The organism is Paenibacillus sp. GbtcB18, from assembly GCF_019091125.1.
GTDB classification, from domain to species: Bacteria; Bacillota; Bacilli; order Paenibacillales; family NBRC-103111; genus Paenibacillus_F; species Paenibacillus_F chitinolyticus.
Genome location: NZ_JAGXJX010000436.1, coordinates 1 through 264, shown reverse-complemented (window position 1 = coordinate 264; position 264 = coordinate 1). Strand labels below are relative to the sequence as shown.

The 264-nt window shown below is 65.5% G+C and carries 1 protein-coding gene; it reads left to right on the top strand.

Annotated features, from left to right (window positions below):
- On the top strand, positions 1-194 hold a 194-nt coding region (locus KVT34_RS30400; RefSeq protein WP_217563309.1), incomplete at its 5' end, for a hypothetical protein.
- Positions 195-264 lie beyond the last annotated feature (70 nt).

The following is a 264-nucleotide window of genomic DNA, read 5'->3' as shown; positions in this document are numbered from 1 at the left end:
ACCCGCCGACGATCCGTGACGGCTCATCGGCGAATGCGCTCGGTGCGCTCGGTGTGCTCGGTGTGCTCGGAAGTGTCCGCCAGGACGGCCGGGTTGATTTATCGACAAGACCTGCTCGAAGGCGCCCCCGCGATAACGATTACGGATCGGATCGCTCATCCGACCATCTCATCGGGAAAGGCCGGTCCGGCTGATCCATAGGATGCCGGGCGTGGCCCCTGGGGTCGCTGATTCTGCTGGTGGGACCACCCCCCGCGTCCAACG